Genomic DNA, 17,590 nt, shown 5'->3' with positions numbered 1-17,590 from the left:
TTTCTTATCTTACCCGTCAGCCAGCCTCGGCCATTTCCTTGTTTGCCAGAGAATCCAGCGGAACCGGTACACCAATGTCGCTACCCTGCAGGTAGTCAATCCCCAGAGACTGCACCACCTGTCGAATCTCCGGCGTCTCAACATACTCCGCCACCACCTGCATATTTTTCATCCGCGCCAGATGGCAAATCGAGGCCACCACCTGGTAATCGAGGCTGCTGGAAGGCAGATTGCGGATAAAGCTGCCGTCAATGCGCAGTAAATCGACATCCAGACTTTTCAGGCGAGCATAGCTGGCGGAACCCGTACCAAAATCGCGGATGGCCACGCGGCAGCCTAACGTCTGCAGCTGTGCCACGGTTTGCCGCGCAAGCTCCGGATTGGTGAGCGCGTGGTTTTCCGTCAGCTCAAAGATTAACTGCCAGGGCTCAACATCGTAGTGCGCCAGCAGGATCTCCACTTCGCCGGGGAACTGGCTTCTGCTGGCGGAAACCGGTGAAAGGTTCATCGCCAGCCGCAGCCCCGGGAGCGTCTGCCGGTGCCGGTTCATAAAGGCGATGGTGTGCTCCAGCACCCACAGGTCGACACGCGATGCGAGGCCAAACTCTTGCGCCACCGGCAGGAAGGTTTCCGGGTAAATCAGCGCCCCGTCTTCCCCCACCATTCGCAGCAGCACTTCATGATAGCTATCGCCGCGAATGCCGACGATAGGCTGAGCCGCCAGCTGAAACTGATTGTTTTCCAGCGCATGCTGGATCTGGTTCATCATCGCCACTTTATCTTTCAGTCCGGACTGGATATGCACGGCGCCGCGGCGCTGCAGATTTTCCGGCTGGCCGCTGGTCAGCGACATATCGGCAATGTTGTTGAGCTCGCCTAACAACAAATAGAGATGCTGAACCGGCGAACGAACGCTGCAGTAGCTGATCCCAACGGTGGGCTGCAGAGGTATCCCGTCCCAGACCAGGCGGAAGCGTCTGATGTGTTCAGCCAGTGTTGCAATTCGTGCCTTATGCTCGCCGCTGTTCAGGCGGATCACCAGGTCATGGCCGGAAAGATGGTAGACGGCTTCATTCGGTTGTAAAACGTCGCCTAAATGCTCGGCAAGCTGCTGTTTATATTGGATACGCAACAGAACGCCATAATGACGGCCAAGCAGTTCCAGCTCCGGTATCCGCAAAAAGCACAGCACTGACCAGATTGAGTTATCTAACGAGCGGCTCAGCGCCCGTAAATTGGGCATATGGACTACCGGGTCGAGAAATGCCATCCGCCGAACCCGGGCGTGAATCATGCGCTGTTGGGTCGCCAGCATGGCCATATAAGCAATAATAAAAGAGAACACCAGATAGCTCGAGGAGGTGATGGCTATCTGATTATGATAAACCATTGAAGAGGGTAAATAGCGCTCGTGAAAATGAATAATTAAAATCAGCACCAGCGACCAGATCAGCGAGATATAGCGATAGCCAAAACGCATCGCTCCCCATAACATCACCGGCATAAGTAATGATAATGTATAATTTGTGCTAAATATCGTACTTCTGCTATTCAGTGGCATAAATAATAGTGCCAATAACATTAACAATGACGCAGCCCATAGCACAAATTCGACATATTTTATTTTTGGGTCAACCTGTAGATTCGCTTGTGAAATAAACCCACGGATATGCCATGGATTACGGATAATACGAATCAGCAAATAGCATAGCGGCACGCCGGTTAAACAACCCACCATCAAAGCCTGAAAAGTCACTAACGTTCGCAGGCTTAACGGATCCACGCCAATCAGATCCGCCCGCCGCGGATGCATCCCCAGGTACTCAGCCAGTTGGGAAATCACCAGAAAAATGAGTGATGGCAGAAACATTTGCCAGAACAATCGGTGCGGCATCAGGCTCACATTGCCATGCGCAATATGCTGCCGGTGTGGCACGAAGATTCGGTATCCACCCCAGCACAGCACGACAGGGATCAGGAAATGGAAAATAACGCTGACCGCGTTCTCTGGACTCATTCCGCGCGCAATAGTGCACAGCAGGCCAATGATAATACCTGGCAATGCCGCCCAGCCAAAAAAAAGCATCAGGCTGAGGACCAACGCTAACGGTAAATAGTAAAGAGAAACTTCACTACCGTTGAGCTCAGCGTAGGTATTTGCCTCTCTTGCCAGAGGCAGTAAAAGCGTAGGTAAGATAAGCGGCAACGCCCACCATTTATCCCGATACTGTTTATATTGTTTAATTATTGTCATTGATGCTCTATGATAACCCAGATTCCAGCAGGGTATATTCAGGCAGGCATCCAACCCAACCATCCTGACCGCGAAATAATAACGATGCGGAACGAGCAGAAGATTTTAGTGACCAACAGCCGCGCACAGTTGATTTAAATCAAATAAATTATACTCTAACATTAATAAATCTTATTTTTTTGGCATTGAACCGCCGAATGAGAAACCATGTAAATGTGATGAGCACCTTACATAACATTAAGTAATGTCTGAGCCACGGATTTTTACATCCCCATCAATTGACCCTGCGCCCTTCCTGTGCCTTAATACCCATATCGCCCACTTGTGGGTATACTTTAAGGAACCTTTTGTGAGTCAGGCACCCAGTATGCGTAAACGACATCGATTTAACCGTCGCATGACCCGTATCGTACTGCTTATCAGCTTTATCTTTTTCTTTGGACGATTCGTCTACTCCTCCATCGGCGCCTGGTACCATCATCAGGACAAGCTCCAGTCTCAGCAGTCTACGATTACTGTTGATACTCCCCCGCGGGAATAAGCCGACACTGTCGTGTCAGCCGCATGCCGGTCGCATCGCCTTAAACAGGGAAGCGCACACCGCGTAGCAGACGCAGTATTTCACCGATCCCTTTGCTGAGAATTTTATCCTGACGCATGACCACACCTAACTGTCGGTGCAGAGACGGCGTCAGCGACTGAACAGATAATCCGTGCCGGTCTTCAGGCTGCTCAACCGCCATGCGCGGGACAATGCTATACCCCAACCCGGCGCGTACCATGCGTTTAATGGCCTCGATGCTGCCCAACTGCATGACCGGTGCCACCAGCAGCCCGGCGGCACGGAACCAGCCGTCGATGAGCTCCCGGGTTCCACTTCCTGCCTCAAAGGCAATCAACGGCAGCGCCTGTAACCGTTCTGGCGTCAGCGGCGATGGCAACTCGTCGCCATCGCGGGCAAAGATAAAAACAAACTCCTCATCCAGTAGCGAAGTGACGACCAGGCTACGCCCGCTGGCTGGGAGCGTCACCAGCCCCAGATCGAGCCGGTTCTCTTCCACGGCCCGCACGATATCAACCGTATTGCCGGTCGTGACGCCCACCGTCAGCAGCGGATGTGCCAGCCGCAGCTGCTGTAACAACGGAGGTAAAAGGTGAATGCAGGCCGTCGCTCCCGTCCCTAGCGTTATCGAGCCGCTGATCTCATGGCTACACTCGTTGACCGACTGCAGCGCGGCGCTGACCGCACGGTCGATATGCTCACTGTGACCTAACAGCGCTTCTCCGGCAGACGTGGCTTTAATGCCTCGTCCGGTTCGCTCAATCAAGCGGGTCTGGAGAAACTGTTCCAGCTGGCGCACCTGCAGGCTGACCGCAGGCTGCGATAGCCCCAGCACATCGGCAGCGGCAGAAAAGCTCCCGCGCTGGACCACCAGCCGAAAGGTCGCCAGATATCCCAGATTAAGCGTCGTCATTGCAAAGTTTCTCTTATAAGGGTCATAAACAAACCGGTCTGCCAGCACAATAGCGTGCGGGTTATGCTGCCGACAACCGCATAACTGACTGGAACACCACAAAAGTGACTGAACAAACACGCCACCCTACCGCTTTACTCACGCTGGCTGTCGGGTGCAATCAGCTGATTAACTGGGGGATTTCATTTTATATGCCGGGCACCTTTGCCCGTGCCATCCACCAGGACACCGGCTGGCCCGCGACCCACATCTACCTCGGCCTGACCCTAGCCATGCTGATAATGGCGTTGCTCTCCCCTTTCGTCTCCCCGCTTCTGGCGCGAGCTGGCGGCCAGCGGGTGGTGCTTTGCGGCACGCTGACGATAGCGGCGGGATGTTTCATGATGGCCACGGTCCATTCCCTGAGCGGCTGGCTGGGCATCTGGCTGCTCACCGGTATCGGCATGCGTCTGGCACTGTATGACGCCCTGTTCGCCGCGCTGGTGAATCTTTACGGCCAGCAGGCGAGACGAACGATCTCCCGGGTCACGCTGGCGGGCGGGCTAGCATCAGCCCTGTTCTGGCCGCTGGGGGCCGCTTTGCTGACGGTGACGGACTGGCGACACGCGCTGCTGGTCTACGGTCTGCTGGGTCTGCTGAGTGCGCTCCTGCTCTGGCGGATGCCCAATCACACCCAGCCTGTCGCGATACGCCAGCACGAGCGCCTTCCTGCTTCGCACCATGAAAAGCGTATGGGCCTGCTATATGCCACGCTGATCGCCTTGGTCACCTTTGTCTCCAATGGCACCTCCACTCATCTGCCAGAATTTATTGCCAGCTACGGGCTGCCGGTGGCGGTGGGAATGCTGTGGGGCGTGGGGCAAACCGGCGCGCGATTTCTGGAGGTCGCGTCCGGCTCTGCGCTCACGCCGCTGAAGCTTACCCTGCTGACCACTTTCCTGATGCCGCTGTGTTTCGCCCTCGGCCTGAGCGCCCCCAGCGTTGCGTGGGCTGCCGCAGGGTTTGTGCTGGGGTATGGCGCAATCAACGGACTGACGACAGTGTTTAAGGCAACGCTGCCGCTACAGCTGTTTGCCACCCAGGATTACGCCCGCCGCACCGGCATCCTGCTGATCCCGGCCCAGCTATTGGCTGCGGCCTCACCATTTGCCTATGCCTGGCTTAATCAACATCTCGGGATTCAGGGGAGTTTAGGGGTGTCCGCCGGACTGGCGCTGGTGGTCGCCGGATTGGCACTGACCATTGCCCGCGGCAAGACTCTGCGTCCATCACCAGCGCTTAGCCCACCTTAATACTCGGTCTAAAACGCCCCCCCTCTGCTTTTACTGAGGGGGTTGGGGGAATAACTGCCACGCAATGGTGTCGATGCAGTGCTTTACAGTAAGCGTGTATTCAAAGGTGACCAGCGGCTCAATGGAAATCCCTTTACGCTGCGTGCTCTGGGTTTAATCCGCAATTCCATCCAGCAGTTGGTCTTTTGAGAACAAGCGCCCGTCAGATTTATCCTTCTCCGACAGATCAAGCCTCTCTGCGTTTTTTTAACGTAGCTGATAGTCTCTACTTTCATGATGGCTTCACCGAATAATCATACAATGGTTTTAATATTGACCACTTTTAGACCACCAACAAGATGCCGCTTTCTCACTTCCGATTGAGTGATTGGGAACCCATAAAACGAAAAAACCCTCTGTAAAAACAGAGGGTTTTGTTTAATCACGCCGGGAGATTATTCCCACTCAATCGTTGCTGGCGGTTTGCCGCTGATGTCATACACCACGCGGGAGATACCGTTCACTTCGTTGATGATGCGGTTGGACACGCGGCCAAGGAAATCGTATGGCAGGTGCGCCCAGTGGGCGGTCATAAAGTCGATGGTTTCGACCGCACGCAGGGAGACAACCCAGTCGTATTTACGGCCATCGCCCATGACGCCAACGGAACGGACCGGTAGGAACACGGTGAACGCCTGGCTCACTTTGTTGTACAGGTCAGCTTTGTGCAGCTCTTCGATGAAGATAGCATCCGCGCGACGCAGCAGGTCGCAGTACTCTTTCTTCACTTCGCCCAGCACGCGAACACCCAGACCTGGACCCGGGAACGGGTGACGGTACAGCATGTCGTACGGCAGGCCCAGCTCCAGACCAATCTTACGCACTTCATCTTTGAACAGCTCACGCAGCGGTTCAACCAGACCCATCTTCATCTCTTTCGGCAGACCGCCCACGTTGTGGTGAGATTTGATGACGTGCGCTTTACCGGTCGCGGAAGCGGCAGATTCGATAACGTCAGGGTAGATAGTGCCCTGTGCCAGCCACTTAACGTCTTCCAGTTTCAGCGCTTCTTCGTCGAACACCTCAACGAATACGCGGCCGATGATTTTACGCTTGGCTTCCGGGTCGTTTTCGCCCGCCAGCGCGGTCAGGAAGCGGTTTTCGCCTTCAACGTGAACGATATTCAGGCCGAAGTGATCGCCGAACATATCCATTACCTGAGCGGCTTCATTCAGACGCAGCAGGCCGTTGTCGACGAAGACGCAGGTCAGGTTTTTACCAATAGCGCGGTGCAGCAGCATCGCGGTGACCGAGGAGTCAACGCCGCCGGACAGGCCGAGGATAACTTTGTCGTTACCAACCTGCTCGCGGATGCGAACAATCGCATCTTCGATGATTTTTGCCGGGGTCCACAGCGCTTCGCAGCCGCAGATGTCCAGAACAAAACGCTCCAGCAGACGCTGGCCCTGACGGGTATGGGTCACTTCCGGGTGGAACTGCACGCCGTAGAAACGTTTTTCTTCGTTGGCCATAATGGCAAACGGGCAGGTCTCGGTGCTGGCAACGGTCACGAAGTCAGACGGGATAGCGGTAACTTTGTCACCGTGGCTCATCCACACGTCGAGCTGCGGACGACCAGCAGCGTTCAGGGAGTCTTCAATGCCGCGAACCAGCGCGCTGTCAGTTTTAACTTCGACCTGTGCGTAGCCAAATTCACGCTCGGTAGAGCTTTCAACGTGACCGCCCAGCTGCATTGCCATGGTCTGCATGCCGTAGCACACACCAAATACCGGCACGCCAGCGTCGAACACATACTGCGGTGCGCGCGGGCTGTTATGCTCGGTGGTGCTTTCCGGGCCGCCGGAAAGAATGATGCCGCTTGGGTTGAACTCACGAATTTGAGCTTCTGTCACGTCCCAGGCCCACAGCTCGCAATAAACCCCTAATTCACGTACGCGACGTGCAACCAGCTGGGTGTACTGAGAACCGAAGTCCAGGATTAGAATGCGATGTTTATGAATGTTATCCGTCATTGACGTTTATTCCAGAGCAGTAGCGATTAAATAAAATCGCCCGGCGCATGGCCGGGCGATGAAAATCAGGAGCCCATGCGGTAGTTCGGGGATTCCTTGGTGATCGTCACGTCGTGAACGTGGCTTTCCTGGATACCAGCCCCGCTGATACGCACGAACTCCGCTTTAGTACGCAGGGTGTCGATGGTACCACAACCGGTCAGTCCCATACAGGAGCGCAGGCCGCCCATCTGCTGGTGAATGATCTCTTTCAGGCGGCCTTTATAGGCAACACGGCCTTCAATACCTTCCGGTACCAGTTTGTCTGCCGCGTTATCGCTCTGGAAATAACGGTCTGAAGAGCCTTTGGACATCGCGCCCAGAGAACCCATACCGCGGTAAGATTTGTAAGAACGCCCCTGGTAGAGTTCGATTTCACCCGGAGATTCTTCGGTACCTGCCAGCATGGAACCAACCATGACGGCCGCGGCGCCAGCGGCGATCGCTTTGGCAATATCACCGGAGAAACGAATACCGCCGTCGGCGATAACCGGAATACCGGTTCCTTCCAGGGCTTCGACAGCATCAGACACCGCGGTAATCTGCGGTACACCCACGCCGGTCACGATACGGGTCGTACAGATAGAGCCAGGGCCGATACCCACTTTCACCGCGCTCACGCCGGCTTCAGCCAGGGCACGAGCACCGGCACCCGTCGCGACGTTACCGCCGATGATTTGCAGGTCCGGGTATTTAGCACGGGTTTCACGGATGCGCTGCAGAACGCCTTCGGAATGGCCGTGGGAGGAGTCAATCAGCAGCACGTCAACACCTGCAGCAACCAGCGCATCAACACGCTCTTCGTTTCCTGCACCAGCACCAACCGCTGCACCAACGCGCAGACGACCGTGCTCATCTTTACAAGCGTTCGGTTTACGTTCCGCTTTCTGAAAGTCTTTAACCGTGATCATGCCACGCAGATGGAAACCGGCGTCCACGACCAGCGCTTTTTCAACGCGTTTTTCGTGCATTTTAGCAAACACGACGTCGCGGCTTTCGCCTTCACGCACGGTGACCAGACGCTCTTTCGGGGTCATGTAAACGCTGACCGGCTGGTTGAGATCGGTCACGAAGCGCACGTCACGGCCGGTGATAATCCCCACCAGTTCGTTGTCTTCGTTCACCACCGGATAACCGGCAAAACCGTTACGTTCGGTCAGTTCTTTCACTTCACGCAGAGTGGTGGTCGGCAGGACGGTCTGTGGGTCAGAAACCACGCCGGATTCATGTTTCTTCACGCGGCGAACTTCCTCCGCCTGGCGTTCGATTGACATGTTTTTGTGAATAAAGCCGATGCCGCCTTCCTGTGCCAGGGCAATTGCCAGGCGCGCTTCCGTTACGGTATCCATGGCTGCGGAGAGCATTGGAATATTCAGACGAATGGTTTTCGTCAGCTGAGTGCTGAGATCGGCAGTATTCGGCAGAACGGTAGAATGAGCGGGAACGAGGAGGACGTCGTCAAACGTCAGAGCTTCTTTAGCGATACGTAGCATGGGCAATATCTCGACCTGGGTGGATAAATATTGCCGTGGCATTATACAGAGCGTAACCGATTGCATCCACCCTTTTTTGAAAATAATACTTGCGATTGCCCCTCAGCAGGTTACTATCGACTGAATAACCTGCTGATTTAAAATTTGATCTTGCTCACATGTTGCCATCTAAATCTCCCTCCATTTTCACCGTCAGCCGCCTTAATCAGACGGTTCGTATGCTGCTGGAACAGGAAATGGGTCAGGTCTGGATCAGCGGCGAGATCTCAAACTTCAGCCAGCCCTCCTCCGGTCACTGGTACTTCACCTTAAAAGACGATAACGCCCAGGTGCGTTGCGCGATGTTCCGCAACAGCAACCGCCGGGTCACCTTCCGCCCGCAGCACGGGCAGCAGGTGCTGGTTCGCGCCAATATCACCCTGTATGAGCCGCGCGGCGATTATCAGATTATTGTTGAAAGCATGCAGCCCGCCGGTGAAGGCTTGCTGCAGCAGAAGTATGAGCAGCTAAAAGCTTTGCTGGCGGCGGAAGGCCTGTTTGAGCAACAGCATAAGCAAGCGCTCCCCTCTCCGGCCCACTGCGTCGGGGTGATCACCTCGAAAACCGGCGCTGCGCTGCACGACATTTTGCAGGTGCTCAAACGCCGCGATCCGTCGCTGCCGGTGGTTATCTACCCGACCGCGGTGCAAGGTGACGACGCGCCAGCGCAGATCGTTCGCGCCATCGCCTTAGCCAACCAACGTGCAGAGTGTGACGTACTGATCGTGGGTCGCGGCGGCGGTTCGCTGGAAGACTTATGGAGTTTTAACGATGAACGGGTTGTGCGGGCGATTTTTGCCAGCCGTATTCCGGTCGTCAGCGCCGTCGGGCATGAAACCGACGTGACCATCGCCGATTTTGTCGCTGACCTGCGGGCGCCAACCCCTTCTGCTGCTGCGGAAATTGTCAGCCGCAATCAGCAGGAGCTGTTACGTCAGCTGCAGTCCGGTCAGCAGCGCCTGGAAATGGCGATGGACTATTTCATCGCCAACCGTCATCGTCGCTTTACCCAGCTGTTCCACCGCCTTCAGCAGCAGCATCCTCAGCTGCGCCTGGTGCGCCAGCAAACTACTCTGGAACGCCTGCGTGAGCGTATGCGTCAGGCGCTTGAAACGCAGATGAAGCGTGCCGATCAGCGTCAACAGCGCGTCGTACAACGCCTGAATATGCAGAACCCGCAGCCGCGCATTCATCGCATTCAGTCACGGATTCAACAGCTGGAATATCGTCTTGCCGAGAACATGCACGCGCGCTTGAGCGAGCAACGCGAACGTTTTGGCAGCATGGTGACCCATCTCGAAGCCGTCAGCCCGCTGGCGACGCTGGCGCGCGGCTATAGCGTCACTTCAGCCAGCGATGGCAAAGTGCTGAAACAAACCAAACAGGTGAAGGCCGGCGATCGGCTCTCCACTCGCCTGAATGACGGCTGGGTAGAAAGCGAAGTTACCGCGGTCACGCCCGTGAAGAAAACACGGGCGAAGAAAGCCTGACGGCGCATCCGCCTTACTCAGGCAGAACCCACTCCACACGCTTTTTCGAGATCAGCCCGTGTCCGTGCTGACAAAAATAATCCACCGCCCCGCACGCCTTTAATACCTCGAGCGGTTGGTGGCAATCCGGACAGCGAGCCTCCGGCGCAAAGTCTGTTGCACAGTGGCGACAGTGCGCACTCTGCCCCTGTAGTTCCAGCGGCGCATGACAAACAGGACAGGCAAGTTCCATGGTGATTCCTTACTGAAGGTTTGTCTGCCCAGTTTATCATGACATCAGCTTCAGTGCGGCCCGCGTAATTGCTGCTGTAGCTCCAGCAGCAGCGCCACCTCGTTGATCCGCCGCTGGGTTAAGCGGGCGACCTCATCGGGCGCGCGGACAAACAGGCTGTTGTCGCCCAGAATATGCTCTCCCAGGCAGTGGTCGTAGATGGCACCGGCGCGCTGCCAGCTATCGACGCTCTCCCCGTCAATCAACGACACCACTTCGCAGTTATCGCGGCGATCCTGGCTGATAATCCGCCCGTCACGCAGCCACAGGCGAAGCCCTTTCTGGCCTCCGGAAGGCCCGGCATATTTGTTGAGCCAGATATTAAGCGCAAGGCCGCTGATCTCCCCCGTCAGGTGGGCGCTGCCTTCTGCAGTGTGAAAATCGCCTGGCGCGATGGCGTGACCGAGCCGGTCGCTGGCCTGCCGGACCGCGAGATGAATGTCATCGTCCCCGCCACAGTAGCGAATGGTTTCGCGCAGCATGGCCAGCACGTGGGTACCGATATCGAGGATCACGCCATCGGGATGACGCAGCTGACGGGTGTCCGCTTCACCGGTGGCAAAGTTGAGCGCCGCCGGCTCGCCGTTTGCGTTAAAACCGCTAGGCTCCTGCAAAAAGCCGTCGATACGGACGATGTCGCGTATTGAAGAGACCAGCGGCTGGCGGCTTAGCGTCGGACCTTCCCAACGGGCATCCAGCTCACCTAAGGCCAGCTTCAGCGCGCCATCACGCGCCATCCAGTGATCGAGCGCCAGAACCCGCCGCGCGGTATGCGGATCGCTAAGCCGTGTTCGCAGAAGGGCAATCTGTTCCAGGGTAGCAACAACCGGCTTTTCCACCACAATGCGCGGACAGTCTGAGGCCAGCGCCGCTTCCAGCACCGGCAGATGCTGTAGTGAAGCGGTGGTGATAAACAGCAGATCCAGCGGTTTGTCGAGCAGCGCCGCCAGCGACTCACAGCAGGTGATGCCCGGCAGTTTTCTCCCGGCATTGGCATCGAAGCCCCAGCACGCCGTGAGCGGCATCGCCAGACGCCCGAGAGCCGGAAGATAGGCTGTTTCGACCACCGCACCCAGTCCAATAAATCCTACTTGCATCGTGATTGCCAGATAATCAGTAAAAAATATGCGGTTATTATACACGCCGCGCCGGCGTCCGTTGCGGATTCATTCGGCGGCAGGATGCGTTCCTGAGGGATAAAAAAAACCCGCCAGCGGCGGGTTTTCCATTATTTGCTTTTCTTGATGTGTTTAATTAAGCGCTTACGCTTACGCATCTGGTTCGGCGTCAGGGTATTACGTTTGTTGGCAAACGGGTTCTCACCCTCTTTGAACTGGATACGGATCGGCGTCCCCATGACTTCCAGCGATTTGCGGAAGTAGTTCATCAAATAGCGTTTGTAAGAATCCGGCAGGTCTTTCACCTGGTTACCGTGAATAACCACGATCGGTGGGTTATAACCACCGGCATGAGCATATTTCAGCTTCACGCGGCGACCGCGCACCAGCGGCGGCTGGTGATCTTCGGCGGCCATGGTCATGATGCGGGTCAGCAACGCCGTCCCGACACGACGGGTTGCACTGTCATAGGCTTCGCGTACGGATTCAAACAGATTACCCACGCCGCTACCGTGCAGGGCGGAGATAAAGTGGATACGGGCAAAGTCGATGAAGCCCAGACGGAAGTCCAGGGTCTCTTTGACCTGCTCTCTGACTTCCTGGCTCAGGCCGTCCCATTTGTTGACCACAATCACCAGCGAACGCCCGCTGTTGAGGATGAAGCCCAGCAGAGAGAGGTCCTGGTCGGAGATGCCTTCACGGGCATCGATAACCAGCATCACGACGTTTGCGTCTTCGATCGCCTGCAGGGTTTTGATCACCGAGAACTTTTCGACTACATCGGTAATTTTTCCGCGCTTACGCACGCCCGCGGTGTCGATCAGCACGTATTCACGCTCATCGCGCTGCATCGGAATGTAGATGCTGTCACGGGTGGTGCCCGGCATGTCGTAGACCACGACGCGGTCTTCGCCAAGAATACGGTTGGTCAGCGTTGATTTACCGACGTTCGGACGGCCGACAATCGCCAGTTTGATCGGCAGATCCTGCGGGTTGAAGTCATCTTCCGGCTCTTCAATTTCTTCGCCGTTTTGCTCGGCTTCAAACTGCGCCCAGTACGCCGCATCTTCATCGACTTCTTCCGAAGGGTCGATTTCTTCTGCCCATGGCAGCAGGACGTGCTCCAGCAGGCTGGTAACACCGCGACCGTGAGACGCCGCGATCGGGTGAATATCACCCAGCCCCAGCGACCAGAAATCAGCAATCGCCTGATCGGCATCGATGCCGTCAGTTTTGTTCGCCACCAGGAAGGTTGGTTTTTCACGAGAACGGAGGTGTTTCGCGATCGCCGTATCCGCCGGCATCAGACCCGCACGGGCATCAACCATAAACAGCACCACGTCCGCTTCTTCAATCGCCAGCAGGGATTGTTCCGCCATCCGCGTTTCAACGCCATCTTCTGTGCCATCGATACCGCCGGTATCGATACAGATAAATTCGCGACCTTCAACTTCAGCACGACCGTACTTACGGTCACGAGTCAGCCCCGGGAAATCCGCGACCAACGCATCACGAGTGCGCGTCAAACGGTTGAAAAGCGTGGATTTTCCAACATTAGGGCGCCCGACAAGCGCGACCACAGGTATCATGTTAAATGCCTCTTACAAATTGCTATGCAACGTCGTTTTAACGACGTTTTAAAAAAAGTCAAAACGGCCCCTGTGTGCAAGGGGCCGTTTATCAATATGCACTATACCGCTGTATCCCGGTCGCACGAAGCAACCCGGGTCAACTGGGTATGTCGCTACGACTAACGCGTAATGGAATACAGCGTGCCGTCTGTTGCCTGGATCAGCAGTCGACCATCGGCTACTGCCGCGTCGGTACGGAAGCCGGAGCTATCCACTTTCTGCTGGGCCACAAAGTGACCATCCTCTGGGTTAATCCAGTGCATATAGCCTTCGCTATCGCCAACGACCAGGTTGCCATTATACAACACCGGCGCCGTTAACAGGCGATGTAATAGATCGCTTTGCGTCCACAGCGTGACACCACCTTCAGTGGAGAGCGCCAGGATACGGTCATTCTGATCGACCATGTAGATACGATCGCCGTCAACGATAAAGTCGTTCACGGAGCCCAGCTCACGTTTCCACATGATCTGGCCGCTACGCAGATCCAGCGCCGTCAGGTTACCATTATACGCCAGGGTATAAACCACGCCATTAACGATAACCGGAGTGGTATCGACGTCATTCAGACGATCGATTTCGGTCGGGCCGGTTGCCTGGGAGATACGCTGCTGCCAGATGATCTGCCCTTGTTGCATCAGCACAGCGCTCACGCGACCGTTATCACCACCAACGATGGCTGCGCCATAGGCGGTCGCCGGGGCAGATTCACCGCGCAGAGACAGCGCCGGCATATCCAGGTTGACGGTCCATTTGACCGCGCCATCCGTTTCGTTCAGCGCCTGCAGCTGGCCGTTGCTGGTATGCACCAGCACCATGCCGTCGCTGATGACCGGACGAGAAATCGCTTCACCGGCAACACGCGCCTGCCACGCCACGGTACCATCGCTGGTATTCAGAGCGTACAGCTGGGCTTTTTCGCTACCGATATAGACATGGCCGCCGGAGACCGCGATACCACCGGAAAGCAGCGCCGGGGTCCGTGAGAACCAGCCGTCTTTCTCAGCCAGGTTAATTGACCAGACTTCTTTACCATCGTCAGCATTCAGCGCTTTGACGGTGCCTTTACGATCGGCCGCATACACCACGCCGTCCGCAAAAGCCGGGTGCAGGTTAGAATAGAATTCGCCGATACCATCGCCAACAGAGGTGCTCCAGGACGTGGACGGCGTAAACTGATTTTCCACCGTCGGCAGTGGCGACATTTTCACCACATCTTCTTCGCTGTTAAACAACGAACAACCGCTTAATAAGGTAACGGAAAGCAGCCCTGGCAAAAGTAATTTACGCAATTGCATCGAGTCCCTCTCAGATGGACAGATTATTTATTTTCATACGCATCATTTCGCTGAGCGCTGGTGAAGCATCGCTTTTCACGCCAGCTTCCCAGGCTGCGCGCGCGCCTTGCTTATCGCCTTTATCGAGCAGAATCTCACCACGGAGATCGGCAACGATAGCAACCCAGCCCTCGCCTTTAATACCATCAAGGGTTTTCAGCGCTTCATCTGGTTTCTTCAGCTGCAGCTGTACACGCGCGAGACGCATATTGATAACCGATTTCAGGTTATCATCTGGCGCCGCGGCGAGGCCCTGCTGAAGCTGCTTTTCGGCATTTTGCAGATCGTTCTTGTCAACAAAACGCTGCGCCAGTTCCAGTGAGGTGAACGCACCGTAGGTATTTTTGTTGTCAGCCGCAAATTTCTCTGCCGTCGTCAGCGCTTCAGGCTTGTCTGATTTGAGCCCAGAAATCGCATTCTCATAGGATAAAGACGACTCTCTCGCCGTATCCTGCTGATGAGAGCTCCAGTAGCGCCAGCCAACCAACGCACCAATCCCTAAAATCACACCAACGGCCAGCGCTTTACCATTTTCGGCAAAGAAACGCTTGAGCGCATCGACCTGATCGTTTTCGTTGTTATACGTTTCCACGCAGTCCTTCTCCTGACTAATGATTCCCGGGAGATTAACCCAGTAGTGCGCGCAAATGCGCAGCAACGCTATCCTGCGTTACGGTAGTTTGCTCACCTGAGCGTAAATCCTTCACCACCACGTTTCCGTCAGCAATTTCTGACTCGCCGACCACCAGAGCAACACGAGCGCCCCATTTGTCCGCGCGGGCAAACTGCTTCTTAAAGTTGCCGCCGCCGTGGTTAGTCATCAGCTTAACGCCGGGCAGCGCATCGCGAACCCGCTCAGCCAGACGCATTGCGGCGGACTGGGTGTCGGTTCCGGAGGCTACCAGGTATATATCGACAACGGAATCGGCTTTAAATTCCGGATTAACTGCCTGGACCAGTAAAACAAGACGTTCCAGACCCATCGCGAAGCCCACAGCCGGCGTTGCACGCCCGCCCAGTTGCTCCACCAGGCCATCGTAACGACCGCCAGCACACACCGTTCCCTGCGAGCCGAGGCTGGTAGTCACCCACTCAAACACGGTACGGTTGTAGTAATCCAGTCCGCGCACCAGGCGCTGGTTCACGGTGTAGCGAATACCGGCGTCATCCAGCAGAGCACACAGCCCGGCGAAATGCGCTTTAGAATCTTCATCCAGATAGTCGCCTAACGCAGGTGCGTCGTTCAGCAGCGCCTGCACTTCCGGATTTTTGGAATCCAGAACACGCAGAGGGTTGGTGTACATGCGGCGTTTGCAGTCTTCGTCGAGCTTATCTTTAAACTGCTCAAGATAGGCGACCAGCGCATCACGATAGTTGGCGCGAGCTTCCAGCGAACCAATAGAGTTCAGCTCCAGCGCGACGTGATCGGCAATCCCCAGTTCACGCCACCAGCGAGCGGTCAGCATGATCAGCTCAGCGTCAATATCCGGACCCTGCAGGCCAAAGACTTCAACACCCATCTGGTGGAACTGACGATAACGCCCTTTTTGTGGACGTTCGTGGCGGAACATCGGCCCGACGTACCACAGGCGCTGTTCTTGATTGTACAGGAGACCATGTTCGATGCCGGCACGTACGCAGCCCGCCGTCCCTTCCGGACGCAGCGTCAGGCTGTCGCCATTGCGGTCTTCGAAGGTATACATCTCTTTTTCAACCACGTCGGTGACTTCACCGATCGCGCGTTTGAATAACGGGGTCTGCTCTACAATCGGCAAACGGATTTCGCTGTAACCGTAGCTGCCGAGTACCTGTTTCAGTGAGCCTTCAATGCGCTGCCAGAGAGCGGTCTCGCCCGGCAGATAATCGTTCATGCCACGGATGGCTTGAATGTTCTTTGCCACGTTTAATCTCTTTATATATATACAAAAATGAACCCCGACGCCGCGCGTCTGCAGGTTCAATCATACACGGGAAGTGATATACCGCCCCAGATTATTTCTCTTCGACCTGCTGAACGTCGATACGACGCGCTTCATCGAGCATCGAGGCTTTGGCACGGATACGCGCTTCCAGCTGATCGATCATATCGTCGTTATCCAGTCGGTCTCTGCGCACACCGTCTTCATACAGGCCGCTTTTTTTATTGCCGCCGGTCACCCCGAGCGTCGATACCAGCGCTTCGCCAGGACCGTTCACCACACAGCCGATAATTGAAATATCCATCGGCGTGATGATGTCTTCCAGGCGCTGTTCCAGCGCATTGACGGTGCCGATCACGTCAAATTCCTGACGGGAGCAGGTTGGGCAGGCGATAAAGTTAATGCCGCGGGCGCGAATGCGCAGAGATTTCAGGATATCGAATCCAACCTTGATCTCTTCAACAGGATCCGCCGCCAGCGAAACGCGCAGCGTGTCGCCGATCCCTTCATTGAGCAGCAGACCGAGACCGATCGCCGACTTCACCGCGCCACTGCGCGCGCCACCGGCTTCGGTGATCCCGAGGTGCAGCGGCTGATCGATCTGCTTCGCCAGCAGACGATACGATTCAACGGCCAGGAACACATCCGACGCCTTCACGCTGACCTTGAATTGATCGAAGTTCAGACGATCGAGATGATCGACGTGGCGCATCGCTGATTCCAGCAGCGCCTGCGGCGTCGGTTCACCGTATTTTTCCTGCAGATCTTTTTCCAGCGAACCGGCGTTGACGCCGATACGGATCGGAATATTTTTATCGCGAGCACAATCCACTACCGTGCGGATACGCTCTTCGTTGCCGATGTTGCCCGGGTTGATACGCAGGCAATCCACACCGTACTCCGCCACTTTCAGGGCGATACGGTAATCAAAGTGGATATCGGCGACCAGCGGTACATTGACCTGTTGTTTGATGAGCCTGAACGCTTCTGCCGCATCCATCGTCGGCACCGAGACGCGGACAATATCCGCGCCAACGCGTTCTAATGCTTTGATTTGATTTACTGTCGCTTCCACATCGGTGGTGCGCGTATTGGTCATCGACTGGACGGCGATGGGGGCACCATCGCCAATCGGCACATTCCCAACGTAAATACGTTTCGATTTTCTACGTTGAATCGGAGCCTGGTTATGCATGAAAAATCTCCCGCGTTACCCGTCT

General features: G+C 55.8%; 14 protein-coding genes. 3 read left to right on the top strand and 11 right to left on the bottom strand.

The genetic code is table 11. The features are described from left to right. Positions 1-16 precede the first annotated feature (16 nt). On the bottom strand, positions 17-2,254 hold the full coding sequence (locus ACMYSN_RS21540) for a sensor domain-containing phosphodiesterase (protein ID WP_462496109.1): 2,238 nt from the start codon (positions 2,252-2,254) through the stop codon (positions 17-19). Between the two features lie 367 nt (positions 2,255-2,621). On the opposite strand from ACMYSN_RS21540, the gene ACMYSN_RS21535 reads away from it, so the two are divergent. After that, complete coding sequence (locus ACMYSN_RS21535) at positions 2,622-2,795, top strand: YfgG family protein (RefSeq protein ID WP_174507711.1); 174 nt, start codon at positions 2,622-2,624, stop codon at positions 2,793-2,795. Positions 2,796-2,835: 40 nt separating this feature from the next. Here the strand turns inward: ACMYSN_RS21535 and ACMYSN_RS21530 are convergent, their stop codons facing one another. Then, positions 2,836-3,729 carry a LysR family transcriptional regulator gene (locus ACMYSN_RS21530; RefSeq protein WP_462496108.1) on the bottom strand — a complete coding sequence of 298 codons (894 nt, stop codon included), beginning with the start codon at positions 3,727-3,729 and terminating at the stop codon, positions 2,836-2,838. 191 nt (positions 3,730-3,920) lie between these two features. On the opposite strand from ACMYSN_RS21530, the gene ACMYSN_RS21525 reads away from it, so the two are divergent. Then, on the top strand, positions 3,921-5,021 hold the full coding sequence (locus ACMYSN_RS21525) for an MFS transporter (RefSeq protein ID WP_462498308.1): 1,101 nt from the start codon (positions 3,921-3,923) through the stop codon (positions 5,019-5,021). Positions 5,022-5,455: 434 nt separating this feature from the next. Here the strand turns inward: ACMYSN_RS21525 and guaA are convergent, their stop codons facing one another. Continuing rightward, complete coding sequence (guaA, locus tag ACMYSN_RS21520) at positions 5,456-7,033, bottom strand: glutamine-hydrolyzing GMP synthase (RefSeq protein ID WP_462496107.1); 1,578 nt, start codon at positions 7,031-7,033, stop codon at positions 5,456-5,458. Positions 7,034-7,098: 65 nt separating this feature from the next. Beyond that, the gene (gene guaB, locus ACMYSN_RS21515; protein ID WP_462496106.1) at positions 7,099-8,565 is read right to left on the bottom strand and encodes an IMP dehydrogenase; all 1,467 of its coding nucleotides are present in this window, start codon (positions 8,563-8,565) and stop codon (positions 7,099-7,101) included. A gap of 158 nt (positions 8,566-8,723) precedes the next feature. On the opposite strand from guaB, the gene xseA reads away from it, so the two are divergent. Continuing rightward, positions 8,724-10,094: an exodeoxyribonuclease VII large subunit gene (gene xseA / locus ACMYSN_RS21510; protein ID WP_462496105.1), complete on the top strand. Its 1,371-nt coding sequence runs from the start codon at positions 8,724-8,726 to the stop codon at positions 10,092-10,094. A gap of 13 nt (positions 10,095-10,107) precedes the next feature. On the opposite strand, the gene ACMYSN_RS21505 is transcribed toward xseA, so the two are convergent. The 7 genes from ACMYSN_RS21505 to ispG all read right to left on the bottom strand — a co-directional run bounded on the left by ACMYSN_RS21505 (position 10,108) and on the right by ispG (position 17,565). Then, a complete protein-coding gene (locus ACMYSN_RS21505; protein ID WP_462496104.1) occupies positions 10,108-10,326 on the bottom strand; it encodes a zinc ribbon domain-containing protein in 219 nt (72 codons plus the stop codon). Between the two features lie 50 nt (positions 10,327-10,376). After that, entirely contained in the window at positions 10,377-11,462 is a 1,086-nt protein-coding gene (locus tag ACMYSN_RS21500) for a Gfo/Idh/MocA family oxidoreductase (protein ID WP_462496103.1), read from the bottom strand. A 131-nt stretch (positions 11,463-11,593) separates the two neighbouring features. Then, complete coding sequence (gene der / locus ACMYSN_RS21495) at positions 11,594-13,072, bottom strand: ribosome biogenesis GTPase Der (protein WP_123755368.1); 1,479 nt, start codon at positions 13,070-13,072, stop codon at positions 11,594-11,596. Positions 13,073-13,233: 161 nt separating this feature from the next. After that, complete coding sequence (gene bamB / locus ACMYSN_RS21490; RefSeq protein WP_123755369.1) at positions 13,234-14,412, bottom strand: outer membrane protein assembly factor BamB; 1,179 nt, start codon at positions 14,410-14,412, stop codon at positions 13,234-13,236. Positions 14,413-14,422: 10 nt separating this feature from the next. Next, positions 14,423-15,043 carry a YfgM family protein gene (locus tag ACMYSN_RS21485; RefSeq protein WP_174507706.1) on the bottom strand — a complete coding sequence of 207 codons (621 nt, stop codon included), beginning with the start codon at positions 15,041-15,043 and terminating at the stop codon, positions 14,423-14,425. A 34-nt stretch (positions 15,044-15,077) separates the two neighbouring features. After that, positions 15,078-16,352 carry a histidine--tRNA ligase gene (gene hisS, locus ACMYSN_RS21480; protein ID WP_462496102.1) on the bottom strand — a complete coding sequence of 425 codons (1,275 nt, stop codon included), beginning with the start codon at positions 16,350-16,352 and terminating at the stop codon, positions 15,078-15,080. Positions 16,353-16,443: 91 nt separating this feature from the next. Further along, positions 16,444-17,565: a flavodoxin-dependent (E)-4-hydroxy-3-methylbut-2-enyl-diphosphate synthase gene (ispG, locus tag ACMYSN_RS21475; protein WP_123755372.1), complete on the bottom strand. Its 1,122-nt coding sequence runs from the start codon at positions 17,563-17,565 to the stop codon at positions 16,444-16,446. Between the last annotated feature and the right edge of the window lie 25 nt (positions 17,566-17,590).

The sequence above is a fragment of the Klebsiella sp. R445 genome (genome assembly GCF_051131755.1).
Taxonomy (GTDB): domain Bacteria; phylum Pseudomonadota; class Gammaproteobacteria; order Enterobacterales; family Enterobacteriaceae; genus Klebsiella; species Klebsiella lignicola.
Note: the sequence above shows the minus strand (reverse complement) of the source record. Positions and strands in the feature narration are given on the sequence as shown.